The sequence below is a fragment of the Kitasatospora aureofaciens genome (assembly GCF_001188955.3).
GTDB lineage: Bacteria > Actinomycetota > Actinomycetes > Streptomycetales > Streptomycetaceae > Kitasatospora > Kitasatospora aureofaciens.
This window is the reverse complement of the sequence record NZ_JPRF03000023.1, coordinates 1-26,691: the sequence shown is the minus strand read 5'-3', so window position 1 is coordinate 26,691 and position 26,691 is coordinate 1. Positions and strand designations below refer to the sequence as shown.

Annotated in this window: 21 protein-coding genes; 17 read left to right on the top strand and 4 right to left on the bottom strand. The window is 75.4% G+C overall.

Features of this window, described 5'->3' with window-relative positions; translation table 11 throughout:
- Positions 1-56: 56 nt before the first annotated feature.
- Positions 57-1,373: a hypothetical protein gene (locus HS99_RS46715; RefSeq protein ID WP_078938784.1), complete on the bottom strand. Its 1,317-nt coding sequence runs from the start codon at positions 1,371-1,373 to the stop codon at positions 57-59.
- 761 nt (positions 1,374-2,134) lie between these two features.
- Here HS99_RS46715 and HS99_RS16165 point away from each other — a divergent pair.
- The 3 genes from HS99_RS16165 to HS99_RS46710 all read left to right on the top strand — a co-directional run bounded on the left by HS99_RS16165 (position 2,135) and on the right by HS99_RS46710 (position 5,825).
- Complete coding sequence (locus HS99_RS16165) at positions 2,135-2,908, top strand: ABC transporter ATP-binding protein (RefSeq protein WP_370863257.1); 774 nt, start codon at positions 2,135-2,137, stop codon at positions 2,906-2,908.
- Between the two features lie 5 nt (positions 2,909-2,913).
- Complete coding sequence (locus HS99_RS16160) at positions 2,914-4,305, top strand: FtsX-like permease family protein (RefSeq protein WP_030552953.1); 1,392 nt, start codon at positions 2,914-2,916, stop codon at positions 4,303-4,305.
- 131 nt (positions 4,306-4,436) lie between these two features.
- Complete coding sequence (locus tag HS99_RS46710; protein WP_030552952.1) at positions 4,437-5,825, top strand: sensor histidine kinase; 1,389 nt, start codon at positions 4,437-4,439, stop codon at positions 5,823-5,825.
- 100 nt (positions 5,826-5,925) lie between these two features.
- On the opposite strand, the gene HS99_RS16145 is transcribed toward HS99_RS46710, so the two are convergent.
- Positions 5,926-6,591 (bottom strand): response regulator transcription factor, encoded by a 666-nt coding sequence (locus HS99_RS16145; protein ID WP_030284727.1) that lies wholly within the window; start codon positions 6,589-6,591, stop codon positions 5,926-5,928.
- Positions 6,592-6,683: 92 nt separating this feature from the next.
- On the opposite strand from HS99_RS16145, the gene HS99_RS16140 reads away from it, so the two are divergent.
- The 4 genes from HS99_RS16140 to HS99_RS16125 all read left to right on the top strand — a co-directional run bounded on the left by HS99_RS16140 (position 6,684) and on the right by HS99_RS16125 (position 9,516).
- On the top strand, positions 6,684-7,202 hold the full coding sequence (locus HS99_RS16140) for a MarR family winged helix-turn-helix transcriptional regulator (RefSeq protein WP_078656737.1): 519 nt from the start codon (positions 6,684-6,686) through the stop codon (positions 7,200-7,202).
- The gene (locus tag HS99_RS16135; protein WP_043480701.1) at positions 7,199-8,638 is read left to right on the top strand and encodes an MFS transporter; all 1,440 of its coding nucleotides are present in this window, start codon (positions 7,199-7,201) and stop codon (positions 8,636-8,638) included. The genes HS99_RS16140 and HS99_RS16135 overlap by 4 nt, the downstream gene beginning before the upstream one ends.
- A gap of 93 nt (positions 8,639-8,731) precedes the next feature.
- A complete protein-coding gene (locus HS99_RS16130; RefSeq protein ID WP_030552948.1) occupies positions 8,732-9,214 on the top strand; it encodes a hypothetical protein in 483 nt (160 codons plus the stop codon).
- A complete protein-coding gene (locus HS99_RS16125; protein WP_030552941.1) occupies positions 9,208-9,516 on the top strand; it encodes a hypothetical protein in 309 nt (102 codons plus the stop codon). Before HS99_RS16130 ends, HS99_RS16125 begins: the two co-directional genes overlap by 7 nt.
- A gap of 104 nt (positions 9,517-9,620) precedes the next feature.
- Here the strand turns inward: HS99_RS16125 and HS99_RS16120 are convergent, their stop codons facing one another.
- The gene (locus HS99_RS16120; RefSeq protein ID WP_030552939.1) at positions 9,621-10,382 is read right to left on the bottom strand and encodes a TioE family transcriptional regulator; all 762 of its coding nucleotides are present in this window, start codon (positions 10,380-10,382) and stop codon (positions 9,621-9,623) included.
- 95 nt (positions 10,383-10,477) lie between these two features.
- On the opposite strand from HS99_RS16120, the gene HS99_RS16115 reads away from it, so the two are divergent.
- A complete protein-coding gene (locus HS99_RS16115) occupies positions 10,478-11,656 on the top strand; it encodes an erythromycin esterase family protein (protein WP_030552937.1) in 1,179 nt (392 codons plus the stop codon).
- 66 nt (positions 11,657-11,722) lie between these two features.
- On the opposite strand, the gene HS99_RS16110 is transcribed toward HS99_RS16115, so the two are convergent.
- Complete coding sequence (locus HS99_RS16110) at positions 11,723-12,676, bottom strand: LysR family transcriptional regulator (RefSeq protein WP_030552935.1); 954 nt, start codon at positions 12,674-12,676, stop codon at positions 11,723-11,725.
- Positions 12,677-12,747: 71 nt separating this feature from the next.
- Here HS99_RS16110 and HS99_RS16105 point away from each other — a divergent pair, with 71 nt between their 5' ends.
- The 9 genes from HS99_RS16105 to HS99_RS16065 form a co-directional block, all read left to right on the top strand.
- The gene (locus HS99_RS16105; RefSeq protein WP_046386624.1) at positions 12,748-13,395 is read left to right on the top strand and encodes a maleylpyruvate isomerase family mycothiol-dependent enzyme; all 648 of its coding nucleotides are present in this window, start codon (positions 12,748-12,750) and stop codon (positions 13,393-13,395) included.
- Positions 13,396-13,541: 146 nt separating this feature from the next.
- Positions 13,542-14,678, top strand: coding sequence for a PP2C family protein-serine/threonine phosphatase (locus HS99_RS16100; RefSeq protein ID WP_030552933.1), 1,137 nt, complete (start codon positions 13,542-13,544; stop codon positions 14,676-14,678).
- Between the two features lie 372 nt (positions 14,679-15,050).
- Positions 15,051-16,472: an MFS transporter gene (locus HS99_RS16095; protein ID WP_078938950.1), complete on the top strand. Its 1,422-nt coding sequence runs from the start codon at positions 15,051-15,053 to the stop codon at positions 16,470-16,472.
- 41 nt (positions 16,473-16,513) lie between these two features.
- The gene (locus HS99_RS16090; RefSeq protein ID WP_030284749.1) at positions 16,514-17,773 is read left to right on the top strand and encodes an amino acid adenylation domain-containing protein; all 1,260 of its coding nucleotides are present in this window, start codon (positions 16,514-16,516) and stop codon (positions 17,771-17,773) included.
- Positions 17,774-17,980: 207 nt separating this feature from the next.
- The gene (locus HS99_RS16085; RefSeq protein ID WP_030552929.1) at positions 17,981-21,067 is read left to right on the top strand and encodes a non-ribosomal peptide synthetase; all 3,087 of its coding nucleotides are present in this window, start codon (positions 17,981-17,983) and stop codon (positions 21,065-21,067) included.
- Between the two features lie 73 nt (positions 21,068-21,140).
- The gene (locus HS99_RS16080) at positions 21,141-22,316 is read left to right on the top strand and encodes an acyl-CoA dehydrogenase family protein (protein ID WP_030552927.1); all 1,176 of its coding nucleotides are present in this window, start codon (positions 21,141-21,143) and stop codon (positions 22,314-22,316) included.
- 41 nt (positions 22,317-22,357) lie between these two features.
- Entirely contained in the window at positions 22,358-24,133 is a 1,776-nt protein-coding gene (locus tag HS99_RS16075; RefSeq protein ID WP_223885867.1) for an amino acid adenylation domain-containing protein, read from the top strand.
- Positions 24,134-24,198: 65 nt separating this feature from the next.
- A complete protein-coding gene (locus HS99_RS16070) occupies positions 24,199-25,995 on the top strand; it encodes a non-ribosomal peptide synthetase (protein WP_050366332.1) in 1,797 nt (598 codons plus the stop codon).
- The coding region (locus HS99_RS16065; protein WP_244915990.1) for a condensation domain-containing protein at positions 25,992-26,691 on the top strand (700 nt) is incomplete at its 3' end. The genes HS99_RS16070 and HS99_RS16065, both read left to right, overlap by 4 nt.

Here is a 26,691-nt window from a genome sequence, read left to right as displayed (position 1 = left end):
TGGTCAGTGGTCGGGTGGTCCCGTGCAGGCGAGGCGTGGTACCGGGATGCGCCGGGTCAGGGGTTTTCCCAGGAGAAGCGGCCCTCCAGGCCGTCCGGGCTGAGGAAACCGAAGCCGACGCCGTAGCCGAAGTTCAGGAAGTACGGATCGCCGTCGTCGGGGGCGTCGGAGAGGGAGAAGAGGTAGCGCCAGGGCGCGGGGACGCCGGCCCGTCCGGTGGGGAAGGACGGGACACCCCCGAGGTGGTCGTACACGTGCGCGCCGTCCGGGAACGGCACTTCGGGGCCCTCGCCGCGCAGGTACCGCTGGAAGGCGGCCCGTTGGTCCATCGCCCGGTCGGCCCCGGGGGAGAGCGGCAGCAGGTCGAGGTGGAACTCGACCGGGGTCGTCGGGGCGTCATCGGCATGGTTGCCGTCGGTTTTGCTGCCGCCGGCTGAGTGGCGGCCGTCGCGGCGCCAGAGGGTGCGGCCGTGGGTGCCGGGCGGACCGATGACGGCGAACGGCGGGACACGGCCGCCGGGTTGGACCAGCAGGACACCGTCGCCGGATTCCGGATCCAGGCCGCCCATCACGCCGTTCTCCTCCGCGAGGAAGAGGTACGCCAGCCGCTCGTCCTCACCCGGTACGGGGAACTGCCCGATGAACACCAGGGGTTCACCGGTGTCGGGCGAGAGCGGCCAGGCGGGCTCGGCCAGCCAGCAGGGCTCGCCGCCGAGCTTGGGGACCGCTTCGGTGATCGGTTGCTCGGCCGGGCGCGCGGAGAGTTCCCGCCGGGGCAGGAACGCGGCGTCGTGCGGACCGGTGGCGGTGCCGGTGGGCTGCGGGGCGATGGCGGCCTCCGCTGCGGTGCGGTGGAGGGAGACGTGGTCGAAGTAGTAGGGGGCCTCGTGACGCGGCTTCCGGCCGGGCGCAGCCGGCTGGGCGGGGCGCCCGCTGCTCCGGTGGAGGTAGAGGTGGGTGTGGCGCATCGTGCCGTGGTCAGGATCGGGCACCGGCAGGCCCTCGGCGCGCAGTGCCTCGGCCAACTCGTGGGCCGGCCAGCCGAACACGTCGATCCCGAGGTAGCCGACCGGGCAGGCGGGGCGGTCGTCGTTCGGGTTCCGGCTCACCCCGATGTTCTCGAGGACGTCGCTGTCGCCGTCGTTCTCCCTGTCCCTGCCGCCGCCGGAGGAGAGCGTGACGGTCACCCCGGGGAGCTGGAAGGTCAGGGCCCAGCGGGAGCCGCAGACGAAGGCCGGGTGCACCCCGCCCGGCAGCAGCGCGCCGTACGGGTCCAGCAGCGCGCGCACCGCCGCCTCCGAGAGGCCGAAGCGCAGCTCGGGCAGCGGGGCGGGCAGGCGGACGCCGTGGCCGGGGAGCAGGTCGATGGTCACCTGATCATGATTCCTCCTCCGGCGCTCGTACGGGAGCCCGATTTTTCGCGGGGAACCGGCGGGCCCCGTTGGGGCGGGTCGGTCCGGCCGCCGGCGGTGCGGGCCGGGGACGTGGAGGGCCGAGGCGCCAGCCGCGTCCTCACCCCAGTCGAAGCACGGGGCACGGGCAGTCCGGCACGTCGGTGACCGACACGTCGGGCGGGCGGCGTGCCTCGACGTTCCAGGAAAGCGGGCCGGTCGGGAGAGCTGGGAGGCGCTGACGGTTACCGGCGGCACCCGGGCCGGGCTTACCGCCGCTTCGTCGCCTCCTGGGAGGAGGACGAACTGCCCGTGGCCCGGGGGAGCAGCGCGACGCAGGCGCCGCGCCTGCCGGCCGGCCGGGCGGTCGCCGACCTGTGTCGTCGTGCATGGGGCGCGGTTGGCGGGGCCGCTCCGGCGGAGCCGAACGACTGGACGGCTGAGACGGCCGATGCCCTGGCTGCGTCGTTGAGCGAGGAGGGTCGTCGGGCGCGGCACCGGCGGACGTGTACGGGGTCGCTGAGCGGGACGATCCTCGGACCGCGGGGGACAGGTCGCGCGGGTCGGACCGCTGGCGTGGTCCGAGTACTGGTACGGCCGGCGGGCGGACGCCCTCTGGCGGCTTCCGGCGCGGCACCGGCGTGAGGGGATGTAGCACCACCTGCGGGGTTCGGTTTTCCGAACCTCGGATCGGGGTGCCAGCACAATCGATCCGACGGCCCCGAGTGCCCAGGATTGGGGGCATGAACGGGATGACGACAGCCGCCGCCGGGGCGGCGCACGGCGGGGCGACGGGTGCGGCGCTCACCGGTGAGGGGCTGCACCGCGAGTACGGGCGGGGCGCGGCCGCCGTCCGGGCCTTGCGCGGGGTGTCCGTGGCCTTCGCGCCGGGCACCTTCACGGCGGTGATGGGGCCCTCCGGCTCGGGCAAGACCACCCTGCTGCACTGCCTGGCCGGGATGGACCGCCCCAGCCGGGGCACCGTCCGCTGGGGCGACACGGAGGTGTCCGGCCTGCCCGAGCGGCGGCTGGCCGACCTGCGGCGCACCAGGGTGGGGTTCGTCTTCCAGGCCTTCAACCTGATGCCCGCCATGACGGTCGCGCAGAACGTCGAGCTGCCCGGGCGGCTGGCCGGGCACCCGCCGGAGCGGGCCCGGGTGCGGGAGGCGCTCGCCCGGGTCGGACTGGCCGGTCGGGAGCGCCACCGGCCGGGCCAGCTGTCCGGTGGCCAGCAGCAGAGGGTGGCGATCGCCCGTGCGCTGGTCGCCCGGCCCGAGGTGTTGTTCGCCGACGAGCCCACCGGCGCGCTGGACCGGGCGACGGGGCACGACATCCTCGACCTGCTGCGCGCGGGGGTCGACGAGGACGGGCAGACGTGCGTGATGGTCACCCACGATCCGGTGGCCGCCGGGTACGCGGACCGGGTGCTGCTGCTGGCCGACGGCGTCCTGGTCGACGAACTGGTCCGGCCGACGGCCGCGCAGGTGGGCGAGCGGCTGAGCAGGCTGGGAGGGTGAGGGTGATGAGCGGTGCCGTGCCGACGCTGGCGGTCGGTCAGATCCGGCGCCGACCGGCGGCGTTCGCCGGGCTGGCGGTGGCGCTGTTCCTGGCGACGGGGGCGGTGACGCTGTTCGGCTCGCTGGTCGCCGCGCAGGTCACTGCTCCGCGGGCCGTGGCGCGGGAGCCCGTGGAGGGGCCCGGACTGGTGGTGATCGCGGGGGCATTCGGCGAGATCGCCGTACTGGTCGCTCTGTTCGTGGTGGTCAACGCCCTCGGATTCACCCTCCGTCAGCAGCACCGCGACCTGGCGATGCTGCGGACGGTCGCGGCCACGCCCCGGCAGATCCGGCGCCTGGTGCGCGCCCAGGTCGCGGTGACCGTGCTGCTGGCGGCCGTGCCCGGCTGTGCGGGCGGTCTCCTGGCCGCCCGGGCCTTCCTCGCGGCCCTGCAGCGGCGCGGGATGGCCGCGCCCGGCCTGCGGATACCCGGGTCGCCGGTGCCGATGCTCATCGCGCTCGCGGTGGCGCTGCTGGTCGGCCTCGCGGCCACCGCGCTCACGGCCCGGCGGATCACCCGGCCCACCCCGGCCGCCGCGCTCACCGACAGCGCGGTCGGGCAGCGCTGGACGGGCGTGGCGCGGCTGCTGGCCGGCGCGGTGGTGCTGGCTGGCGGCGTCCTCCTGCTGCGGCTGGCCGCCGACCGGTCGGCCGCAGAGCTGGACAAGGCGGGGCAGGCGGCCATGCTCGGTTCGCTGGTGCTGCTGGTCGCGGTGGCACTGCTCGGGCCGGTCGCGGCCCGGCTGCTGGCGACGGTGCTCGGTGCCCCGGCCCGGCTGCTGCTGCCGCGGGCCGGTTGGCTGGCCGACGCCAACCTGCGCGGGTACGCGGCGCGGCTCTCCTCGGCGGTGGTCCCCGTGGCCCTGCTGGTCGGGCTCGCGGCGACCATGCTGATCATGACCAGCACCGCGGAACAGGCGGCCCGGGCGACGGGGGCCACCACCAGCGTCACCAAGGAAAGCGACGTCTGGCTGCGACAGGCGGAACTCGGCCTGCTGGTCTGCTTCGCGGCGGTCTCCACGGTGAACACCCTGATCGCGCTGACCGCCGACCGGCGCCGGGAGTTCGCGCTGCTCCGGCTGGTCGGGGCGACGCGACGGCAGCTGCTGCGGATGCTCTCCGTCGAGGCCGTGCTGACCACGGTGGTGGGTGTGCTGCTGGGGGCGGCCGTGGCGGGTGCGGCAACCGGGGCGTTCAGCCGGGCGGTCAGCGGCTCGGTGCTCCCGGTGGTGCCGGGCGCGGCCTGCGGCTGGGTGGTGGCGGGGGCGGCGGTGCTGACGGTGCCGGGGATCGTGGGCACGGGGCTCTGGGCGATCGGTGGGCGTGCGGTGGAGGAGGTGGGAGGCGAGAGGGGGTGAGGAGGCGGGCATGCGAGGTGAGGCAGGTGTCGGCGCACGGAACGAAGGGAGAGTGGTGAGGTGACGGATGGTCCGGGCGTGCGGTGGTTCCAGTGGCGCCTGGGGGATGCTGGGGGCCGGTTGATCGGTGAATGGTGAGGCGTGTGGTGACTTGGTGGCGGCGGGGACTGTCGGTGCGTGGCGGTGAGCTGGCGTTCGCCGTACTCGGGTTGCCGCTCGGAGTGTTGGGCGCGGTCTACGCCGTGGCCGTGCTCTACGCGGGGGCCCTGCTCTCGCTCACCGTCCTGGGGCTGCCGTTCGTCGCGGCCGCCCTGGTCGGGGCGCGGGGGATCGGCGGGCTGCACCGACGGCTGGTCGGCCGGCTGCTGGGCGAACCGGTCACTGCGCCACCGCCATTGCCGCGGCCCTCGGGGGTGCTGGCCCGGGGGCGGGTGGTGCTGGCCGACCCGGTGGCCTGGCGGGCGCTCCTCTACCTCCTGCCACGGCTGCCGCTCGGGCTGCTCGGCTTCCTGGCCGCGGTCGGGTTGCCGCTGAGCGCGGTGTGGCTGGCCGGATTCCCGCTCTGGGTGCGGCTGCTGGAGCCGGGCCCACGCCCGGTCGACTGGCTGGACGTGGCCGGGCTACCCGCCGGCCTCGCGGTGCTCACCGCCGTACCCGCCGCACTGCGGGGCCTGAGCCGGGCCAACCGTGCGCTGGCCCGGGGGCTGCTCGGACCGGTGCGCTCGCAGCAGCGGGTGCGCGAACTGGAGAACGCCCGCGCCACGCTGCTCGCCGAGAGCACGGACCGGCTGCGGCGGCTCGAACGCGACCTGCACGACGGTACCCAGGCGCAGCTGGTCGCGCTCGCCATCACCCTCTCGCTGGCCGACGACATCCTCGGCGAGCCGGACGGGCCCGGGACACACGGCCCCGGGACAGACGGGTCCGCAGCAGACGGGTCCGGGACCGACGGGTCCGGGACAGACGGCGGTCACGCGCCCGGACGTGCTCACACCTCCGGGCCCGGGCGGGTGGGCGGCCCCGGGCACGAGTCCGGCCCCGACCTCGGGCGGCTGCGCGCCCTGGTCGACCGGGCGCGCGGACAGACCGACGCCACCATCGCCGGGCTGCGCCGGCTGACCCGGGGCATCCACCCGGTGGCGCTGGACGCCGGGTTGGCCGAGGCGCTGCCCACGCTGACCGCCACCTCGCCGGTGCCGGTGACGGTCCGGCTGGACCTGCGGGAGCGGCCGCAGGAGGTGATCGAGCGGGCGGTCTACTTCTGCGCGGCCGAACTGCTCACCAACCTCGCCAAGCACAGCGGCGCGCGGACGGCCGAGTTGAACGCGAGCGCGGTCGGCGGGCGGGTCCGGTTGACGGTTCGCGACGACGGGCGCGGCGGCGCCGCGATCGGACACGGCGCGGGCACCGGGCTGGCGGGGCTGGCCGAGAGGCTGGCGGCGGTGGACGGGGTGCTGCGGGTGGACAGCCCGCCCGGCGGGCCGACGGTGGTCAGCGCCGAGCTGCCGAGCAGGCTGTGACGCGTCCTGCCGGAGGAGTGGTCGTGGCGTGGGTGGACTGGTGGATCGGGGCGGCGGCGCGCCGGGATTTCGCGAGGCTCCGGTTCTCGGGCGCAGGCCCTCAGGCTCCGGTCTCCGCGAGGTAGGCCAGGACGGCCTTGACCCGCCGGTTGTCGGCCTCCGTCGCGGGCAGGTCGAACTTGGTGAACACGGAGGCCACGTGCTTCTCCACCGCCCGCTCCGACACCACCAGCAGCCCGGCGATCGAGCGGTTGGAGTGGCCCTGGGCCATCAGTTCCAGTACCTCGCGCTCGCGTGTGGTGAGCGAGTCCACCCGGCTGCGCCGTCCGCCGTGCATCAACCCGTTGACGATCTCCGGGTCGAGCGCCGTGCCGCCCGTCGCCACCCGGTGCAGCGCGTCCACGAGTTCGGAGGTGCGGGCGACCCGTTCCTTGAGCAGGTAGCCGATCCCGGCCGCGCCGCCGGCCAGCAGCCGGGCCGCCCAGGCGGTCTCCACGTGCTGGGAGAAGACGAGGATTCCGACGCCGGGCGCGGTGGCCCGGATCTCGATCGCGGCCCGGATGCCCTCGTCGGTGTGGGTGGGCGGCATCCGGACGTCCACCACGGCCACGTCGGGCCGGTGTGCGGCGACGGCGGCGAGCAACTCGGGGGCGGTCCCGGCGGTGGCGACCACCGCGCAACCGCGGGCGATCAGGAGTTCGACCATCCCTTCCCGGAGGATCACCGAGTCCTCGGCGAGGACGACGCGGAGCTGCTTGTCGATCATGAGGCCAATTATCGGGGTGCGCGGGAGCGGCGATGGTCGAAATATATACAGCAAAACTGGACAGCTTGGACTGACGAAATTACCGTGGGACCATGACCGAGAAGCGAACCGCCCCAGCGCCCCCCGAAGCCCCGGCCGATCGCGCCGCCGTTCACCCCGCCGGTGCCGGCGACTCCGAGAGCGCCGACTCCGGCGCGCTGGCCGCCCGGGAACTCCGTGCCGTCTTCAGCCGGTTGCGCCGGACCCTCCGGGAGAAGGGGCAGGCCGCAAGCGGTCTCACCCCTTCCCAGACCGCCGTGCTCAGCCGCCTGATCACGGACGGGCCGGCCTCCGCCAGCGCGCTGGCCGCTGCGGAGCGGGTCCGCCCGCAGTCGATGGCGGCCACGCTGGCCGTGCTGGAGGGGCACGGGCTGGTCGTTCGCCGTCCTGATCCCGAGGACGGGCGCCGTCAGCTGGTCGGCCTGAGCGAAACCGGGCTGTCGTGGATCGCGGACAGCCGTCGGGCGCGCGAGGAGTGGCTGGCCCGGGCGTTCCAGGAGGACTTCACCGAGGTCGAACGCGCCACCGTCCTCGCGGCGTTGTCCCTGTTGGATCGGCTGAACCGGCGATGACCGGCCCGTCGATACGCCTGGCGCGACTCCGCGCCCGCCTTCAGGAGTCCCGGAAGCCCGGTGACGACGGCGGGTTCAACCGTCGGCTGCTCGCCCCGATGGTGCTGGGCTCGGTGCTCAACCCGATCAACTCCTCGATGATCGCGGTGGCCCTGGTGCCCGTGGGCACCGCCTTCGGCGCACCGCCCGCCGAGACCGCCTGGCTGGTGACCGCGCTCTACCTGGCCACCGCCATCGGCCAGCCGGTGATCGGACGGTTGGTGGACGGCTACGGGCCGCGCCGGCTCTACCTGGCCGGGACGGCACTGGTCGGTCTTTCCGGGCTGGTCGGCGCGCTCGCGCCCTCCTTCGGCCTGCTGGTGGTCGCCCGGGTGCTGCTGGGGATCGGCACCTCCGCGGCCTACCCCGCCGCGATGCACCTGACCCGCAGTGAGGCGGAGCGCACCGGTCGGAGCAGCCCCACCGGGGTGCTGACGGCGCTCGCCGTCGCCAACCAGACCGTCGCCGTGGTCGGGCCGACGCTCGGTGGGCTGCTGATCGGGCTCGGCGGCTGGCGGACGATCTTCGTAATCAACGTCCCGCTGTCGCTGGCCTGCCTGGTGCTCGGTGCCGCCCGTCTGCCGGTAGCCCCGCCGCGCCGGAAGAGCGGGGACCGGCTCGACCACGCCGGGATCGGGCTGTTCGCCGTCCTCCTGCTGGCGGCGATGCTGTTCGTGATGAAGCCGAGCTCCGCGCTCTGGTACCTGCCGGTGCTCGCCGTCCTGGCCGGCGTCGGCTTCGCGCTGCGCGAGACCAGGGCCCGCAGCCCGTTCATCGACCTGCGGGCGCTGGCCCGCAACCGTCCGCTGCTCGCCACCTATCTGCGCCAGGTGCTCGGCTACACCGCCACCTACGCCTTCCTCTACGGCTACACCCAGTGGCTGGAGGAGGGCCGCGGGCTGAGCGCCGCCACCGCCGGGCTGGCGCTGCTTCCGCTCTCGCTCAGCGCCCTCGCGGTCTCCAGCCTGACCGGCCGCAACCCGGCGGTGCGCGGCAAGCTGGTGATCGGCGCAGCGGTCCAGACGGCCGCCTGCGCCGCCCTGCTGCTGGCCGGGTCGGCGAGCCCCCTGACCCTGCTGGTCGCGGTCGGAGTGTTGGCGGGCGTCCCGCAGGGGCTGATCGGGCTCGCCAACCAGACTGCGCTGTACCACCAGGCCGACCCGGCAGCCATCGCCTCCGCGGCCGGGCTGTTGCGGACCTTCATGTACCTCGGCGCGATGGCGGCCTCCGCCGCGAACGCCGCCTTCTTTCCCCACGGCGCCACCACCGGCGGGCTGCACCACCTCGCGCTGTTCATGCTCGGCGGCGCGGCCCTGATCTTCCTCCTCACCCTGTCCGACCGCTCGCTCGGTCGGATGGGTAGAGCCACTACGACCGGTGCGGCAGAAGGGAATTGACTACTGGAGCTGGTCGGCCTGCCACCCGCTGACCGAACTGTGGCGCTGGGACCAGCCGGGCTGGGAACTGCGCGCGCTCGTACGGCCGTCGGGGTGCCCGGGGCGGGCGAGGCGGGCGAGGGGGCCAAGGTGGGCGAGGCGGGCGCCGCGGGCGACCGGGTGGTGCTCCCGGACGGGCGGCTGCTGCCGGCCGGGCCCGGGGACGCCCCCGGGACGAGCCTGCCGCGCTGGACCGAACGCGGCAACGCGGAGCAGGCGGTCACCGCCCCTGCGGTGAGGTTCAGCGCCGACGGTGTGCACTGGGCGTTCACCGAGTGGTCCGGGACCGGTCTGCGGACCACCGTCGGGGCAGAGTCCGGGGCGGAGTGCGGGGCGGCCTTCACCGCCGTGGTGCCCGGTGTGACCGCCCCACCGGCGCACGTGTGCTCGCATGCCGGGTGCGGTCACCGCCTGGCGCCGCGGCGGACGGGTGTTCGCCGTACGGGCGGACGGTTCGGAGCTGCTGGCCGACCTGGGAGTCACGGCGGGCTGACGATGGCCTTCGAGGCCGCCACGAGGCGTCCCGAGCGGTGGTGATGCTTCCCGAATGCCGACGCAGCGGTCAGAGTCACGGCCAGATCGCCGCGCAGACGGTGCTGACCGGGCCCAGCACGGCCACCAGCAGACAGCCGCCCGACCCGGCCCCGCCCTGCGACTTCGACGCCCCGTACCCGGAGGCCGGCCGGTACTCCCCGTACCTGTCGCCCAAGGAGGTGCCGAAGGTCTTCCCGAAGTGCGGACACCACCGCGGGCACCGGGTCTTCGGGCCCCGGCCGGCGGCGGTGGCGAACCACTGCTCCAGCGCCGGTCCGACGGTGGGCCGAGTGGGCCCGAGGTAGGGCCACTGCGATGTGCACAGCGGGTGGTTCCTCTTCGAGTCCCCGATGTTCGAACTCAGCCGAGGGGTAACGCAGGTGGAGCGGTCAGGCATCCGGTTCGCGCATCAGCACGCGGGCCCGCCCGGGGGTTCGGCGGACAGCGAGAGGTAGGCGTCGAGCCGGGCGGCGGCGGTGAGCATCGCCCGGCCGCGGGCGGTGAGGCGGTGCTGCCAGCCGTCGAGCGCCTCGGTGAGGCGGGCCGTTCCGCCCGCCGTGCGGATCTGCTGGACCACGCTCGCGATGTGGGCCAGCGGGTAGCCGCCGCGGCGCAGCAGGTGGGCGAGTTCGGCGTCGCGGGTGTCCCCGGGGTGGTAGAGGCGGTGGCCGGTGGCGCGGTCGCGGGGCGGGGCGAGGATGCCGGCGGCCTCCCAGGTGCGCAGGGTGGCGGGGCTGAGGCCGAGGCGGTGGGCGAGTTCGCCGATGCTCAACGGGCCTCGGGGCAGGCCGGACTGCGGTCCGGACTGCGGCCCGGGGAACGTCTCACGAACCTCGACGAACTCCTGTGCGGTGGAGAGGTGGTCGACGGCCCGGCGGACGGCGGCGAGCGTCTCCCGGTCGCGCAGCAGTTGGGCATGGCCCCGGTCGATGGCGGTCAGCGCCTCGTCCTGGCGGTCGGCGTGCAGAGCGGTCATGACCAGGCCCGCGAGCGCGTGCCCGTACGCGGGGACGAGGGCGAGGAAGGCCCGTAGCGCGGCGGCGTGCAGCGCGGTGTAGATCCGGTAGCCGCTGGAGGTGCGCTCGGCGGGTGGGAGGAACCCGTCGCGCTCGTAGTTGCGCACGGCCTGGGGGGAGAGGCCGTGCTCGCGGGCGAGGTCGGCGGGGCGCACGGCGGTGTGTCCTCCTGTTTGAGGCTTCTGTCGGCAATCACCGGAATGTGAGCGGAAAAGTCTCAACCGATCCTTCAAGGATACGCTTGAGGTCCATGAGTCAGGACATTCGAGACTTCCTCACCCCCTGCTGCGAACTGCTGGCGCTCGGCGAACCGACGCACCAGGAACCGGCCTTCGGGCGGGTCCGCAACCGGCTGTTCGCCCAACTGGTCGAGCGGGGCTTCCGCTCGATCGCGCTGGAGACCGACCGGGTGGCCGCGCTCGCCGTGGACGACTACGTCCGGCACGGCGCGGGCACCCTCGACGCGGTACTGGACGAAGGCTTCACCCACGGCTTCGGCGCCCAGCCGGGCAACCGCGAACTCGTCGCCTGGATGCGCGAGTTCAACCGCGACCGGGGGCCCGCCGAGCAGCTGGCCTTCCACGGCTTCGACACCCCGACCGAGAACACCACGGCCCCCAGCCCGCGCGGCTACCTCGAACACGCCCGTGACTACCTCCGTCACCATCTCCCTGACCACCTCCGACTCGACGTCGACATCGCCGAGTTGGCGGGTGAGGACGAGCGCTGGAGCCGGGAGCAGGCGGTGCTGGACGCGGCGAGCTCCCCCGGGGAGACGCCGGAGGCCGTCCGGCTGCGCCGCATCGCCGACGACCTGCTGACCCAGCTCTACCTCCGGGCACCGGAGTTGATCGAAGCCGGCTCGCGCGCCGAGTGGTTCCGGGCCCGGACACGGCTGCAGGCCGGGCTGGGGCTGCTGCGCTACCACGCGCAGGTGGCGGTCCGGGGCCTCGGGCTCAGCGACCGGGTGTCCGGCCTGCTCGGGCTGCGGGACGCGCTGATGGCGCAGAACCTGCTGGACATCCGGGCGATCGAGGCCGGGCGCGGTCCGACCTTGGTGTTCTCCCACAACCTGCACCTCCAGCAGGCCCCGAGCGCCTGGGCCGGTGGCGAACTGGAGTGCCGCTGGAACGGCGCGGGCCGTATCGTCGGTCCGCTGCTGGGGGAGCGGTACGTGTTCGTCGCCGGCAGCCTCGGGCGCAGCGAGGTGCTGGGGCTGGCCGAGCCGGTGCCGGGGACGTACGAGGCGCTGGTGGGGCAGGGGGTGGACGCCGCCTGGGCCCTGGTGGAGCCGCCGGCGCCCGGCGAGGGCCGGGCCCGTTCGGACACGGCCCCGCAGCAGGGCTACGCCTTCGACCGGGCGAGCTTCGCCGGCGCGTCCGCGGTGCTGCACATCGGCGACGGGACGGCGGCGGCCACGGCCGGATAGCAGCCCGTCACCGGCCCGGGGAGCGGCCCGCCGCAGGCCTGGCCGGTCGGCCGGCCGACCGGATCCTCACGGCCCCGGGTAGGCGGCGCGCAGATGGGCCAGCAGGGCGGCGGTCGGCGGTGCGCACGGCCTCCCGGTGGGCCAGGCCAGCGCGATCCGCACCCGGGGGACGGGGTCGGTCAGCCGCCGGACCGGCAGTCCGGCGGCGGCACCGGGATCCGGCAGCACCGCCACGCCCAGCCCGTGCGCGGCGAGTTCGGCCAACTGCGTCGGCGCGGCGGCCTCGACGGCCACGGTCGGGGCCGCTCCCGCCTCGGCGAGGGCCCGTTCCAGCGCCGTCCGCAGACCGGTGCCGCGCGGCGTGCTCACCAGCGCGTGCCCGGCGAGCGCGGCGACCGGCAGCGGGCCGTCCGCGGCGGCCAGTGGATGGCCGGCGGGGCAGAGCGCGACCAGGGGGACCTCCAGCACCGGGTGCAGGGCGAGCCCGGACAGCGCCGTCCAGCCGTCGTCCCCCTCCTGCCCGCTCGCGGCGGTCGGCAGGCCGATGACCGCCAGGTCCAGCCGCCCCTCGCGCAGGCAGCCGAGCATCCGGGCGGTGGTGTCCTCGGCCAGCGAGAAGTCGATGCCGGGGTGCTCCTTGCGGAAGGCGGCGAGGGTGGTGGCCAGCCCGGGGAAGGTCTCCGGGGCCAGCACGGGCCCCGGCGGCGGGGTGAGTGCCGCGCCCGCGACCATGCCGAGCCGCACATGCCCGTGCCGCAGGCCGTCGAACTCCTGCGCCGTCAGCCGGGCGGCCGCCGCCGCGGCGAGCGCGGCCCGAGCGTGCGGCAGCACCGCCTCGCCGACCCTGGTCAGTTGTACCGACCGGCCGGAACGGTCGAGCAGCCGGTGTCCCAACTCCCGCTCCAGCTGGCGGATCTGGGAACTCACTCCGGGCTGGCTCAGGTGCAGCAGCTCGGCCGCCCGGGTGAAGCTGCCGTGCTGGGCGACGGTGACGAAGTACTGGAGCTGCCGGAGTTCCATAACTGTTGATCATAGGTGGCAGAACCAGCCGGTCTTGGACGGGCGGCAGCCCCGGCCGCAGGCTGGGGAGCATGAAAAGTGTGCAGCAGGAGCAGGGCGCCGGGTGGATCCGCGAGCAGATCGCGGCCGAACGGCGGGAGCTCGCCGGGGTGTTCGCCGGCCTCACCGCCGAGCAGTGGAACTCGCCCTCGCTGTGCGAGGGTTGGCGGGTCCGCGAGGTGGTCGCGCACATGGGCACCGGCTTCCGGCACTCCACGGCCCGGACGCTCGGGGAACTCGTCCGCTCCGGCGGCAACGTCCACCGGATGGCCGACCGGATCGCCCGCCGCGACGCCGCCGCACTCACCGAGGACCGACTCGCCGCCGCCCTGGCCGAGCACGCCGAGCACCCCTGGCGGCCCCCGGTCGGCGGCCGGATCGCCGCCCTCGCCCACGACGCCGTCCACGGCCTCGACGTCACCGTCGCCCTCGGCCTGCGTGCGCGCCTCCCCCTTCCCCGGGCCGCCGCCCTGCTGGGCACGGTCTCCGCCCGCAGCCTGCGCTTCTTCGGGGCCCGGCTGGAAGGCGTGCGGCTGCGGGCCACGGACCTGGACTGGTCGTACGGCCAGGGGCCGCTGCCGGTGGAGGGGCGGGCCGAGCACCTGCTGCTGGTGGCGTACGGACGGCGGGTCCCGGCGGGGCTGCTGTCCGGTGCCGGGGCGGAGCGGTTCACACGCTGACGCGAGCGCGTCAGGGCCCCGCCGGGCCGAATGACGGCGGGGGAGGCCGCACTCCCGGCCCCCACCGCCCTGCGCCCCGCCCCCGCCCGTGCCTACGATCGGAAGAGCCCTCCTGATGGGCGCATGAGACGGAGGCCAGGAAGCCGATGGCCCAGAAGTCCGTGCGGTGGCCGCCGTACGTGCGGGTCGCGCCGTGGTTGCTGATCGTCGGCGGGCTGGTGTGGAACTCGCTGGATCCGTCCGACTACTGGGGCGACCCGCTGCTCGCGGCGGCCGCCGTGCTGTCCGGGGCGCTGCTGACGCTGCGCGACACCCTCGCCGTCGGGGTGGCGAACGTGACCGGGATCCTGGTGCTGTCCCTGCGGGACGGGTCGCTCGGGACCCAGGACGGCTACCTGGAGCTGGTGAACACCGCCCTCGCCGCCGTGCTCGGCGTCGGTGTGAACCTGGTGGTGGCCCGGCACGGGCGCAGACTCGCGCGGGTGCGGTCGGTGGCGGAGGCGGCGCAGCGGGCGGTGCTGCCGGAGCCGCCGCGGTGGGTTGCGGGGCTGGAGGTCGCGGCCTGCTACCGGGCGGCCCAGGACGAGGCGCTGATCGGCGGGGACGCGTACGCGCTGCAGGACACTCCGTACGGCGTGCGGGTGCTGATCGCGGACGTGCGGGGCAAGGGGCTGCACGCGGTGGGGGCGGTGTCGGTGCTGCTCGGGGTCTTCCGGGAGGACGCGCACCGGGAGCCGGACCTGGCCGCGCTCGCGGACGCGCTGGAGCGCACGCTGGCCCGGGAGAGCGCCGCGCTGGGCGAGGAACTGCGGCTGGAGGGGTTCATCACGGCGCTGCTGGTGGAGTTCCCGCCGGGGGAGGCGGTCGCCCGCACCCTGGACTGCGGCCACCCGGGGCCGTACCTGCTGGGCGACGGCGGGCCGACGGTGAGCCGGTGGGACGCGGCCGATCCGGGGCTGCCGCTGGGGATGGGCGTGCTGGGGGTGGCCCGCCCGGAGGTGGAGACCAGGGCCTTCCCGCCGGGGTGCACGCTGCTGCTGGTGACCGACGGGGTGACCGAGGCGCGGGACGCGGCAGGGGAGTTCTACGACCCGGTGCAGGGGCTGGCCCCGCTCGGGCCGTTCGCCGGTCCGCGGGAGGCGGTGGACGCGTTGGTGGCGGACGTGGCCCGGTGGACGGGCGGTCCGCGCGACGACGACATGGCGGTGCTCGCGGTGTCCCGGCGCGGGGACGCGGCAGGGGTCGGGGAGCCGGTCCGAGCAGGGGCCGAGTCCGACCGGTAGCGCGCTCCGGGGCGGCCGGTTACGGCGCTGGACGGTCACGCCGGTATCACGGTGAGGTTACGGAAGGTGCCTGCTCCATGGATTCCGGCCAAGTTGTACGCCGAACTCCGGTGGCCGGAAAGCGGGTGTCCGGATAACGGACGATGAAATGGACTCCCTGGTCGCAGGCCCGTCGGGACGTCCGGACGGGCCGGGATGCCTTGGGCGACGGGCGGCGACGGCGGCCCGCCGCATGGTACCGGGGGCACAAGGGCCCGTAAGGGAGGCGCAAGGGCCGGTCACGGCAGTGGCGGGATCCGGCCGACCCGTGCTTCGTCCGGAAAAGGACCTGGTGCTTGCCCCGTGTCGAATGTGTGACCGAGAGTCGCATCGATGAACGAGAAGCTTCACCCTCGCCAGGCCCGTCTGTTCGGCCACCGCGACTTCCGGCTCCTGCTGACCGGAGCCGCGGCGGCCCAGACGGGCAGTCAGGTCACCCTGGTTGCCCTGCCGCTGGTGGCGGTGGTGGTGCTCGACGCCACCCCGTTCGAGGTCGGTCTGCTCACGGCCGCCGAGACCGCCGCGTTCCTGCTGGTCGGCCTGCCGGCCGGCGCCTGGCTGGACCGGATGCGCAAGCTCCCGGTGCTGATCCGCGCCGACGTGGTGCGCTGCCTCGCGGTGGGGTCGATCCCGCCGGCGGCGGCGCTCGGGGTGCTGACCATGCCCCAGCTCTACCTGGTCGCGCTGGTCACCGGGGTGGCCACGGTCTTCTTCGACGTGGCCCACCAGTCCCTCCTGCCCGCCGTCCTGCCGCGCGAACAGCTGGTGGCGGGCAACGGTGCGCTGGAGACGGTCCGCTCCTCGGCGCAGATCGCCGGTCCGGGCCTGGGCGGTGGGCTGGTCCAGCTGCTCGGCGCGCCGGTCGCCATCGTGGCCGACGCCTGCGGCTACCTCGCCTCGGCCCTGCTGCTCGCCCGGATCCGGGTCGAGGAGCCGCAGCCGGAACCGGAGCCCGGGCGCTCGCTGCGCGCCGAGGTGGCCGAGGGCGTGCGCTTCGTGCTCGGCCACCCGCTGCTGCGGGCCATCGCCACCGCCACCGCCACGTCCAACCTGTTCGCCGCCGTGCTGATGGCCGTCCAGACGGTCTTCTGGGTCCGGGTGCTCGACCTGTCGCCCGGGGCCATCGGCGGCCTGCTGTCGGCCTCCGCCGTCGGCGGGCTGGCGGGCGCGCTCTGCGCCGGGCAGCTGGCGCGCTGGGTCGGGCAGGCCCGGCTGATCTGGCTGGCCACCGTGGTGACCGCGCCCTTCGCGGTGCTGTGGCCGCTGTCCGGCGGCGCGGCGGGCGCCCTGCTGTTCGGCCTCGGCTCGGGCGTGGTGCTGTTCGGCGCGGTGGCCTACAACGTTGCGCAGGTGAGCTTCCGGCAGAGCGTCTGCCCGCCCGAGCTGCTCGGCCGGATGAACGCCACCATGCGCTTCCTGGTGTGGGGCACCCTGCCGATCGGCGCGCTCGGCGGCGGACTCGTCGCCGACTGGGCCGGCCCGCGCGCCGCGCTGTGGCTGTGCGCGGTGGGCTTCCTGCTGGTGCCGGTGCCGCTGCTGCTGTCGCCGCTGCGGGGGATGCGCGAGCTGCCCGCCGCGCCGTACGAGCCCCGGGCCGTGGACGCGGGGGAGGCCCAGCTCGCGGCGGAGGCCCAGCACACGGCGGAGGCCCAGCGCGCCGGAGAGGCGCAGGACGCCGTGGAGGCCCCGTCGGCCCGTGAGGGCCACGCCGCCCAGGGCGCCGAGCACTCCGCCGTGAGCCCCACCGCCCCCTGACCTCCTGACCCGAGCCGACACCGGAAACCGGAGACCGTTCCGTGCACGCCAGCATCACCGCCGCCTACCTCGCCCGGTACCGCTCCGCCGCCGCCGAATCGCCGGTGGAGCTGCTCCCGCTGACCGGCGCCCAACGGCGGTTCCTGATCACCCGCAGGCTCGCGCCGCAGAGCCGCTCCGACCTCGCCCCGCTGTTCTTCGCCTTCCCCGGGGGCACCCTCGACCTCGACCGGCTGGGCCGGGCCGCAGCCGCCGTCGCGGCCGGCCACCCGGCGCTGTGCGGCGCCTTCGCGACCGTCCGCGGCACACCCGTGCTGCGCACCGGCGGCCCCTCGGTGGAGGTCGCCCGGGTCGCCGTGGCCCCCGGCGGCAGCGCCGAGGGCGCGCTGCGCGAAGCGCTGCTGGACTGGCCCCTGGACGGGCCCGCGCTGCGCCTGCTGGTGGCCCGGCAGTCCGACGGCGGCGAGGAGCTGCTCGCCCTCGCACTGGACCACGCGGCCTGCGACGAGCAGTCGATCGGGGCGCTCCTCGGCGAGCTCGGCGAGGCCTACCGGCACGACCGGGCACCCGAGGCCGCCCCCGGCCCGCAGGCCGTCGCCGCCTTCCGGGAGGCCGTCGAACTCCAGCTGGCCGCCGAGGAGGCCGCCGCCGGGCCCGCCGCGCGCGCCCACTGGGGCCGCCGGCTCGGCGCCCTGACCGGGGCGGGCGGTGGCGCCGCGAAGGCCGCCGGCCTGCTCACCGAGCGGCTGCCCGCCGTCGAGGGGGGCGCCCGCAGCGCCCTCTTCCCCGCCCTGCTGGACGCCGTCGGCGCCGCCGCCCGGCGGCTGCACCGCACGGACGGCCCGCTCGCCCTCGGCTACCCGTGGGGCGGCCGCCCGCCCGGCGCGCCCGCCGTGCTCGGCTGCTTCCTCAACACCCTGGTGCACGCCGTCCCGCCGCGACCGGCCGCCGACCTGGAGGCGCTCTGCGACGACTGGTGGGACGACCTCGACCACGCCGGAACCCCCTTCGACGAGGTGGTGCGGGCCGCCCGGGCCGCCGGGTCGCCCTGGTCGGGAGCGCTGGACGCGATGCTCACCTTCGAGGACCTCCAGCGCCGCCCGCCCCTGGTGCTCGGCGGCGTACCCGGCCGGGAGGTCCACCTCTCCGGCCGCCCGCTCGCCGCTCCGCTGGCCGCCTCCGCCTCCCACGGCGAGGTCCTGACGGTGCACCTCGCCTGGGACAGCGAGCGCTTCCCGGCCGCCGACGCCGAAGCCGCCTTCGGCGACCTGCTCGCCGTGCTGCGCCGCCACCTCGCCTAGGGCACGTCCTGGACGCCCCCGGACCCCCGGCCGACGGGGCTCCCACGTCACCGGGCCCCGGCCCCTCAGACCACAGTCCCCCGAGGAACCCCGGGTCGCGCACCCACCCCGGTGCGGCCCGGATCCCACCGGCCGCAACCGGGACCACCCCACCCCCGCACCCGGCCACCGCAGTGCCAACACGCCCACCACACAAGGGAACCATCCATGTTCGCACTCTCTCCCTCGCAGGAGATCGTCTGGCTGCACGAGCAGATGCAGCCGGGCAGCCGCGCCTACAACTTCACCGGCGTCCTCGACCTGTGGGGCACCCTCGACCGGGACGCCCTGCACACCGGGCTCGCCGCCGTCCTGGCCCAGCACCCGGGCCTGCGGCTGGAGTTGGTGCCCCGGCCGGAGGGCATCCCCGGCCAGCGGGTCGCCGAGGACTGCCAACCCGTGCTGCGGCAGAGCGACTTCACCGCCGAGGCGGACCCGGAGGCCGTCTTCCGCCGGCTGCTCGCCGCCGAGGCCGAGGAGCCGCTGGACACCGAGCGGGCGCCGCTGCTGCGCTGGCACCTGGTCCGCCTCGCCGAGGACCACCACCGGCTGATCCACGTCGAGCACCACCTCGTCCACGACGGCCACTCCTTCGCGATCTTCCTGCGCGACCTGTTCACCGTCTACCGCGCCCGCGTCCTCGACCAGCCCTACGAGCTGGCCACCGCCCCCTCGTACGAGCAGCACGCCCGTACCGAGGCCGACCCGCAGGCCCGCGAGCGCGCCCTCGCCTTCTGGACCAAGGAGCTGGCCGGGGCCCCGCGCGAGGTCACCCTGCCCGGGCTGGCCCGGCCGGGCGTCGAGCGCCGCCACCGCGGCGGGCAGCTGCGCCAGTCGATCGGTGCCGACCTCGCCGAGCGGCTGCGCGAGCGCAGCAAGGCCGACGGCCACACGCCGTTCAGCACCCTGCTCGCCCTGTTCGCCGAACTGCTGCGCCGGCACAGCGGTCACCGCGAGGTGACCGTCGGCACCGCCGTCGGCAACCGCCCGGAGGGCTACGAGGGCACCGTCGGCATGTTCGTCAACACCGTGCCGCTGCGCCTGCGGCTCGACCCGACCGCCTCCGGCACCGACGCCGTGGACGAGGTCACCGACGTCCTGATGCGCGCCCTGCCGTACCAGGACCTGCCGGTGCAGGAACTGACCCGCCGGCTCGGGCTGCACACCGGCGGCGCCGACAACCCGCTGTTCAACGTGATGTTCAGCGCCCACGACGCCGCGCTGCCCGACGTCCAGGCGCCCGGCCTCGACGTCTCGCTGTACGAGGGCTTCAACACCGGCACCACCCGCTTCGACCTCGACCTGGTGCTGCTGCCCGACGACCGCCGGGTGGTCGGCGAGAAGCACGGCGCCGCCGGCATGACCCTGATCTGGGACTACGACGCCGACCTGTTCGGCGAGGCCCGGGCCGTGCTGCTCTCCGAGCGCCTGCTGGAGCTGCTGCGCTGCTACCTCGACCGGCCCGAGGAGGTGCTCGCCGCGCTGGCCCCCGCGCCGCAGGCCGAGCCGGCCGTCCCGGTCGCCCCGGCCGGACTCGACCCGGCCGCCGCCCACGACCCGACCGCGCTCGCCCTGCTGGCCGGCACCGAGCGGATCACCTACGGCGAACTCGACCGCCGGGTCGGCGAACTGGTCAACCGGATGCGGGCCGCCGGGGTCACCGCCGGTCAGCCGGTGGCCGCCGTGCTGCCGCGCGGCACCGACAGCGTGGTCACCCTGCTGGCCTGCCTGCGCCTCGGCGCCGTCTACGCGCCGCTGTCCACCGAGGACCCGGCCGCCCGGCTCGGCCTGCTGCTGGAGCGGCTCGCCCCCGCGCTCGTCCTCGCCACCCGGCAGAGCGCCCTCGCACTGCCCGCCGAGGGCGTCACCCCGGCCCTGCTGGACGGCCCCGCCTTCCCGAAGGCCGAGCCCGCCGCCGTCCTGGACGGCGCCGCGTACATCATCCACACCTCCGGCTCCACCGGCGTGCCCAAGCCCGTCCTGGTCGGCCGCGAGGCCCTCTCCGGGTACGTCGCCGCGATCGTCACCCGGCACGAACTGACTTCCGCCGACCGGGTCCTGCTGTTCGCCCGGCCGTCCTTCGACGTGGCCCTGGAGGAGGTGCTGCCCGCCCTCGCGGCCGGCGCCGCCCTGGTCGTGCCGCAGCGCGAGGTGCCCACCGGCCCGGAGCTGGTGGCCGTGCTCGCCGCCCGCGGCGTCACCGTCGCCAACCTGCCCACCAGCTACCTGCTCGCCGTCCGCGAGGACCTGCGCGAGGCGCTGGGCGACGGCCGCTGGGCGCCCCGGCTGCTCGTCCTCGGCGGCGAACGGCTGCCCGCCCGGGCGCTGGCCGGACTGACCGAGGCCACCACCGTGCTCAACGCGTACGGCGTCACCGAGGCCACCGTCACCTCCACCGTCCACCAGGTCACCGCGGCCGACGTCGCCGAGGACGGCGAGATCCCGCTCGGCACCGAACTCGACGGCGTGCGCCTGCACGTCCTGGACGAGACGCTGCGTCCGCTCCCGTACGGCGGTGTCGGCGAACTCGCGGTCAGCGGTGACCTGTTGGCCGAGGGCTACGTCGGCCTGCCGGAGCCCACCGCGGCCCGCTTCACCACTGTCCCCGCGCTCGGCGGCCTGCGGGTCTACCGCACCGGCGACCGCGGCTACCGCGACACCGAGGGCCGACTGCGCTTCCTCGGCCGCGCCGACAACCAGGTCAAGCTGCGCGGCCACCGGATCGAGCTGGAGGAGATCGAGGCCGCCGCCTCGGCCGAACTCGGCGGCCGCTCCTGCGCGGTGGTGCTGCACACCGACCCGCGGACCGGCCCCCGCCTGCTCGGCTTCCTGGAGGGCGCCGAGAGCCCCGACCAGGCCGCCCTGCACACCGCGCTCGCCCGCCGGCTGCCCGGCGGACTCGTCCCGGCCAGCTGGACGGCCGTCGCCGAGATGCCCACCCTGCCCGGCGGCAAGCCCGACCGCGCCGCCCTCGTCCGGCTCGCCGAGGCGGCCCCGGAGGAGCCGGAGAGCGCGCCCAGCACCTTCGCCGACCCCGGTCAGGAGCTGATCGCCGCCGCCTGGCGCGAGGTGCTCGGCCACGACCGCTTCACCGCGGACTCGCACTTCTTCGAGGTCGGCGGCCACTCGCTGCTCGCCGCCCAGCTCGCCGCTTACCTGGAACCGCACCTGGGCAGCCGTCCGCCGCTGCGCACCCTGTTCCGCCACGCCGTGCTGGCCGACCAGGCCCGCGTCCTCACCGGGGAGAGCAAGTGAACGAGCGAAGCGAGCGAACCATCAAGAGGTGCGGGTTGTGCGAAGCGCTCGCCGAGCGAAGCGAGGTGGGCGTATGAGTGCCCCGTCCGCCGTCTTCGAAGACGGCCACCGCGAACTCGTCGACGCCTTCGAGAGCTTCATCCGCCGCGAGCTCGTCCCGCTCGCCGCCGAGCTGCCCGAGACCGCCGACCAGGTCCCGACCGACCTGCGGGCCTACGTCCGCAAGCGCTCCGCCGCGCTCGGCTTCTACGCCGGCGACTACCCGGAGGAACTCGGCGGCGCCGACATGCCGTTCATCGCCGTCGTGCTGCTGCACCACGCCGCCGGACGCAGCGGCTGCGTGCTCGCCCCGTACGCGCTGGCCGGCTCCGACGGCCCCAGCCCGCTGCTGCGGCACGGCACCCCCGAGCAGGTCGAGCGCCACCTCGTCCCGCTGGTGCGCGGTGAGCAGACCCGCTGCCTGGCGCTCACCGAGCCGCAGGCCGGCTCGGACGCCTTCCACCTCACCACCACCGCCGTGCGCACCGGCGACACCTGGGTGCTGAACGGGCGCAAGACATTCGTCAGCAATGCCGAACACGCCGGGATCGCCCTGGCGGTCGCCGCCACCGACCTCGGCGACGGCAAGGGCCCGAACGCGGGGGCCACCGCCTTCGTGCTGCCGATGGACCAGCCCGGGCTGCGGATCGGCCAGCGGTACGAGGGGATGTCCGGCGAGCCGCTGTTCGAGCTGCTGCTCGACCAGGTCACCGTCGGCCCGGAGGCCGTCATCGGCGGCGAGGAGGGCATCGGCGCGGCCACCGCCCTCGCCATGGACAGCCTCTCCCGCGGCCGCCTGGTGGTCGCCGCGATGTGCAACGGCATCGCCGAGTACGCGCTGAAGGCCGGCGTCGAGTACGCCCGCGAGCGGCGCGCCTTCGGCAAGGTGATCGGCGAGTACCAGCACGTCCAGGAGCACCTGGTGGCCACCCGCGCCGAGGTGGAGTCCTCCAAGCTGCTCACCCTCGCCTGCGCCCGGCTGGTGGACGAGGGCACCGAGTCGCCCGAGAACGCGGCGCTCGCCAAGCTCACCGCCTCCGAGACCGCCGTCCGCGCCGTGGACCGCTCGCTCCAGGTGCACGGCGCCACCGGCTGGGTGCGCGGCCACCCACTGGAATTCCTGTACCGCTACGTCCGGATGACCACGATCATCGAGGGGACCTCCGAGGTCCAGAAAGTGATCATCGCCCGTTCCATGGGCCTGAACTGACGGTTCCTCCGCACGTACTACGCACGCATCTGGAGACGATGATGGAATCCCTGAGCATCGGGTACGGCCGTCCGCACCAGGACGGTGCGGTCCTCGACCTGTTCACCAGCTGGGCGCGCCGCACCCCGCAGGCGCCCGCCCTGATCGACGGCGAGCACACTTACAGCTACGCCGAGCTCGACCGCCTCGCCGACACCGTCGCCGAGGCCCTGCGCGGCAAGGTCGGCGAGGGCGACCTGGTCGGCGTCTGCCTCGGCCACTCCGTGGAACTGGTCGCCGTCACCCTGGCGACAGCCAAGCTCGGCGCCGTCCACCTGCCGCTCGGCCCGCGCCCCGGCGAGAAGCGACTGCAGGCAGTCGCCGAGCAGCTGCGCCCGGCCTGCCTGATCGGCGAGTCCGCCGTGCTGCCGGCCGGCGGCGAGCGACTGGAACTGGACCTGCCCGCCGGCGGGGTGCTGGCCGCCCTGACGCCCGGCGAGCAGGCCGGCGTGCCCGTCGGCACCCACTACGCCGTCCTCACCTCCGGCTCCACCGGAACCCCGAAGGCCGTCGCCGTCACCGAGCCGGCGCTCGGCGCGCTGCTGCACTGGTACCGCGAGCTGACCGGCCTCGGCCCCGGCGCGCGGCACAGCCTGGTGATCGGGGTGTCCTTCGACCCGCACGTCCTGGAGCTGTGGGCCGGCCTCACCTCCGGCGCCGCGCTGGTCGTCGCCCCCGAGGCCGTCCGCTGGGACTCCGGCGCGCTCACCGACTGGTGGCGCGAGGCCGGCATCACCACCTGCGTGCTGCCGACCCCGCTGGGCGAGCCGATCCTGGGCCGCCCCTGGCCCACCGGGCTGGCGCTGCGCCACCTGTTCATCGGCGGCGACCGGCTGCGCCGCGCCCCCGGACCGGAGGTCACGGCGACCGTCCACAACGTATACGGCCCGGCCGAGGCGACCGTGGTCACCACCGTGCACACCATGGCCCCCGGCGGCGACCACGGCGCCGGCGCGCCGCCGATCGGACTGCCGATCCCCGGAGCCGTCCTGCTGGTCACCGACGAGCAGGGCCGCCCGGTGCCCAGAGGGACGGCCGGCGAACTGAGGATCGGCGGCCGCGGCCTGGCCGCCGGGTACCTCGACCCCGAGCTGACCGCCCGCCGCTTCGTCGAGGCGCCGCCCGGCGTGGACGGCACCGACCGGGTCTACCGCACCGGTGACCGGGTGGTGATGCGCGCCGACGGCGTGCTGGAGTTCCACGGGCGCCTGGACGACCAGGTCAAGGTCAGCGGGGTGCGGATCGAACCGGCCGAGGTCGAGGCCGCCTTCGAACGCGACCCCCGGGTACGCCGGGCCGTGGTCGCCGCCGAGACGGCCCCCACCGGCGTACGGCTGCTCGCCTTCGTCCAGACCGAGGAGGAGGCCGAGCCCGCCGGCCTGCTGGACGCCGTCCGGCTCTGGCTGCCGGAGCAGGCCGTGCCGTCCACCGTGCGGCTGGTCGAGCAGTACCCGCTGGACGCCAACGGCAAGGTGGACCGCGCGGCGCTGCTCGCCGCCGTGCCGCCGGCCCCGGTGGAGGCGGTCGAGGACGGGGACACCCCGGTCGAGCGCACCGTGCTGAAGCTCTGCCGCGAGCTGATCGGCCGCGCCGACCTCGGCCCGGAGTCCAACTTCCTGGACTCGGGCGGCAATTCGCTCGCCGCCGCCCGACTGCTGGAGGCCCTGGAGGGGGAGTACGGCGTGCGGCTGCGCGCCCCCCTGGTGCTGCGCCAGCCCGACCTGCGGGCCATCGCGCGGCTGGTCGAGGAGCGGATGCCCAGCGCTTCCCTCGCCTGACCCACCCCCGTTCTGAACAGCGGCGCCCCGGCCCCACGGCCGGGGCGCCCGGAAGGGAACCAGCCATGAAGCCCGCCCTCCCCACCCTCCCCGCCCTGGTCGCCCGGCAGGCCGAGCAGCACCCGACCGCGCTCGCCGTGACCGACGGCGCCAGCTGCCTCACCTACCGCGAACTCCTCGACGCCTCCGGCCGGTTGGCCGCCGTCCTGGCCGCGCGCGGCGTCGGCCCCGGCAGCTCGGTCGGCCTGCTCTGCGCCCGCTCGGCCCGGTTCGCCGTCGCCCAACTCGCGATCTGGCGGACCGGCGCCCTCGTCGTCCCGCTCGACCCGGCTTACCCCCGCCCGCGAATCGCCGAGATGACCGCCGACGCCGACGTACGGCTCGTCCTCGGCGACAAGGCCCTGCTCGCCGAGGCCGGACTGCCCGCCGAGCACACCCTCGTGTTGACCGAGCGCGGCACCGAAGCCGCCGAGGCCACCGGCGCGGCGGTGCCCGACGCCGCCGAGCCCGACGCGCCCGCCCTGCTGTACTACACCTCCGGCTCCACCGGCCGCCCCAAGGGCGTGCTGGTCCCGCACCGCGCCGTCGCCGACCTGGTCACCGCCCCCGACGCGATCGCCCTCGGTCCGCGTGACCGGGTGCTGTTCCACTCCACCCCCTCCTTCGACGCCGCCACCTTCGAACTGTGGGCCCCGCTCGCCCACGGCGCCGCCACCGCCATCTCCCCGGCCGACCGGCCCAGCGCCGAGGAACTCGTCCGCGACGTCGAGCGGTTCGGCGTCACCACCGCCTTCATCACCACCGCGCTCTTCCACCACCTGGCGGCCAGGCAGTCCCGGATCTTCGGCGTGCTGCGCACCCTGGCCGTCGGCGGTGAGGCGCTCGCCCCCGACCACGCCGGGGCCGTGCTGCGCGCCTTCCCGTGGCTGGAGCTGTACAACGTCTACGGCCCCACCGAGGCCACCACCTTCACCACCGCGCACCGGATCACCCCGGCCGACTGCGAGAGCGGCCCCGTCCCGATCGGACGGGCCTTCGGCGGCTCCACCACCGCCGTCCTGGACGAGCGGCTCGCACCGGTGGACGCCGGCACGGTCGGCGAGCTGTGGATCGGCGGGGAGCGGCTCGCCCACGGCTACCTGGGCCGGCCCGAACTGACCGCCGAGCGCTTCCGCGAGCTCCCCGGCCTCGGCCGTGCCTACCGCAGCGGCGACCTGGTGCGCCAACGGACCGACGGCACACTGGAGTTCCACGGCCGTACCGACGACCAGGTCAAGGTTCGCGGCTTCCGGATCGAGCCCGGCGAGGTCGAGCAGGCGCTGCTGCAGTTCCCCGAGGTCGCCGAGGTCGCCGTGGTGGTCCGCCGGGCCGGGCAGGCCGACGCCGCGCTCACCGCCTGCGTGGTCCCCGCCGAGGGCGCCGCAACGGCCGTCGAGAGCCTGCGCACCCGGCTCGCCGAGCGACTGCCCGCCCACCTGGTGCCCACCGCCTGGACCGTCCTCGCCGGACTGCCGCTCAACGGCAGCGGCAAGGTCGACCGGCGGGCCCTCGCCGCCGCCCCCGACCCGGCCGCCGCCGAACACGCCCCGGCCGAGGCCGAGCTCACCCCGATCCAGCAGGTCGTCGCCGAGGCCTGGAGCCGGGCCCTGGAACGCCCGATCACCGACCCGGCCGCCGACTTCCTCGCCGAGGGCGGCCACTCCCTGCTCGCCATGTGGGTCGTCGACGACCTGCGCGAGGACCTCGGCGTCGAACTGTCCCTCGCCGACTTCCTCGGCCACCCCACCGTGGCCGGACAGGCCGAACTGCTGGAGCGCGCCCTACGGGCCGCCGACGACACCCCGGGAGCAGCACAGCGATGACCAGCGACCAGAACGACCTGCTGCGCCGCGCCCGCAGCCGTCGCACCGCACTGACTCCCGCCCGCCCGCAGGCCGCCGAGGACACCGGCCCGGCCCCGCTCTCGCACGCCCAGCAGCGGATGTGGCTGATGGAGCAGCTCGGCCAGGGCGGCGCCCTCTACAACGTGCCGGTCGCCACCCGGTTGCGCGGGCCGCTCGACCCGGCGGCCCTGGCCACCGCGCTCACCGGCCTCACCGAGCGGCACGCCGTCCTGCGCACCCGCTACCCGCGCCGCGGTGAGCAGCCCTACCAGCAGATCGAGCCCGCCGGGCCGGTGCCGCTGCCGGTGGTGGACGCCGACGGTGACGGCAGCGGGCAACTCGCCGCGGAGGCAGCCCGGCCGTTCGACCTCACCGCCGGGCCGGTGCTGCGCGCCCTGCTGCTGCGGCACGGGGCCGAGGACCACACCCTGCTCCTGACCATCCATCACATAGCCGTCGACGGGGGCTCCCTGCCCGTACTCGCCGCCGACCTCGGAACGCTGTACGCCGCCGCCCGTGACGGCGTCGAGCCGCAGCTCCCGCCGCCGGGCATGCCGTACGCCGAGTACGCCCGCCAGGAGCGCGCCCGCGACGCCGAACTCACCGCGAACGCCCTGTTCCACAGCCATCAGAACAAACCTACGCTGCATCAAAGCCCAAGGAGCGAAACCGTGA

Coding starts and splice junctions, on each gene's coding strand:
- HS99_RS16160 (WP_030552953.1), top strand. CDS start 2,914: ATGAGCGGTGCCGTGCCGACGCTGGCGGTCGGTCAGATCCGGCGCCGA.
- HS99_RS16080 (WP_030552927.1), top strand. CDS start 21,141: ATGAGTGCCCCGTCCGCCGTCTTCGAAGACGGCCACCGCGAACTCGTC.
- HS99_RS16115 (WP_030552937.1), top strand. CDS start 10,478: ATGAGTCAGGACATTCGAGACTTCCTCACCCCCTGCTGCGAACTGCTG.
- HS99_RS16075 (WP_223885867.1), top strand. CDS start 22,358: ATGGAATCCCTGAGCATCGGGTACGGCCGTCCGCACCAGGACGGTGCG.
- HS99_RS16165 (WP_370863257.1), top strand. CDS start 2,135: ATGAACGGGATGACGACAGCCGCCGCCGGGGCGGCGCACGGCGGGGCG.
- HS99_RS16105 (WP_046386624.1), top strand. CDS start 12,748: ATGAAAAGTGTGCAGCAGGAGCAGGGCGCCGGGTGGATCCGCGAGCAG.
- HS99_RS16070 (WP_050366332.1), top strand. CDS start 24,199: ATGAAGCCCGCCCTCCCCACCCTCCCCGCCCTGGTCGCCCGGCAGGCC.
- HS99_RS16135 (WP_043480701.1), top strand. CDS start 7,199: ATGACCGGCCCGTCGATACGCCTGGCGCGACTCCGCGCCCGCCTTCAG.
- HS99_RS16095 (WP_078938950.1), top strand. CDS start 15,051: ATGAACGAGAAGCTTCACCCTCGCCAGGCCCGTCTGTTCGGCCACCGC.
- HS99_RS46710 (WP_030552952.1), top strand. CDS start 4,437: ATGGTGAGGCGTGTGGTGACTTGGTGGCGGCGGGGACTGTCGGTGCGT.
- HS99_RS16100 (WP_030552933.1), top strand. CDS start 13,542: ATGGCCCAGAAGTCCGTGCGGTGGCCGCCGTACGTGCGGGTCGCGCCG.
- HS99_RS16145 (WP_030284727.1), bottom strand. CDS start 6,591: ATGATCGACAAGCAGCTCCGCGTCGTCCTCGCCGAGGACTCGGTGATC.
- HS99_RS16140 (WP_078656737.1), top strand. CDS start 6,684: ATGACCGAGAAGCGAACCGCCCCAGCGCCCCCCGAAGCCCCGGCCGAT.
- HS99_RS16085 (WP_030552929.1), top strand. CDS start 17,981: ATGTTCGCACTCTCTCCCTCGCAGGAGATCGTCTGGCTGCACGAGCAG.
- HS99_RS16110 (WP_030552935.1), bottom strand. CDS start 12,676: ATGGAACTCCGGCAGCTCCAGTACTTCGTCACCGTCGCCCAGCACGGC.